This is a genomic window from Suttonella ornithocola, assembly GCF_001889065.1.
Lineage (GTDB): Bacteria > Pseudomonadota > Gammaproteobacteria > Cardiobacteriales > Cardiobacteriaceae > Suttonella_A > Suttonella_A ornithocola.
Genome location: NZ_LWHB01000273.1, coordinates 1 through 412, shown reverse-complemented (window position 1 = coordinate 412; position 412 = coordinate 1). Strand labels below are relative to the sequence as shown.

Below are 412 nucleotides of genomic sequence, written 5' to 3'. Positions count from 1 at the left end.
GAAAGTGTTCTCTTTTCTCTGTGTCGGCTTTTGGATGTTGGTTAATCTTTTTTTATGCGTTATCTTTAGTCGCTTTAGAGCATAACAAATCGCTGATTGCGAGCAATTAAAACGTCTAGCGCTTTCCCATTGGTAATCATCAGGATACTGCTCAATATCCTTAAGCAAGGCTTCATCATCAATCTTTGAGGGTTTACGCTCAGTAAAGCCTTTAGGATGGGGATTTTTAATCCAGCTATAGACGGTGAATTTGCTGATCTTGTAGCGCTTTGCAACAGCGCGCCAAGTTTCTCCATTAGCAATATCGTTAAGAATTTTCTGTCGGAATTGGCTACAGTAGGTCATAGGATATGCTCAGTTTGTTTTTGATAATTCTACTACAAGTTGTTCTTTATATCTGCTTTGGATAGAT

The 412-nt window shown here is 38.6% G+C and carries 1 protein-coding gene; it reads right to left on the bottom strand.

Going from position 1 to position 412, the window contains the following annotated elements; translation table 11 throughout:
• Nucleotides 1–345 (bottom strand): IS630 transposase-related protein (locus A5N85_RS13700; RefSeq protein WP_072577637.1); only part of this gene is annotated, 345 nt, incomplete at its 3' end.
• Between the last annotated feature and the right edge of the window lie 67 nt (nt 346–412).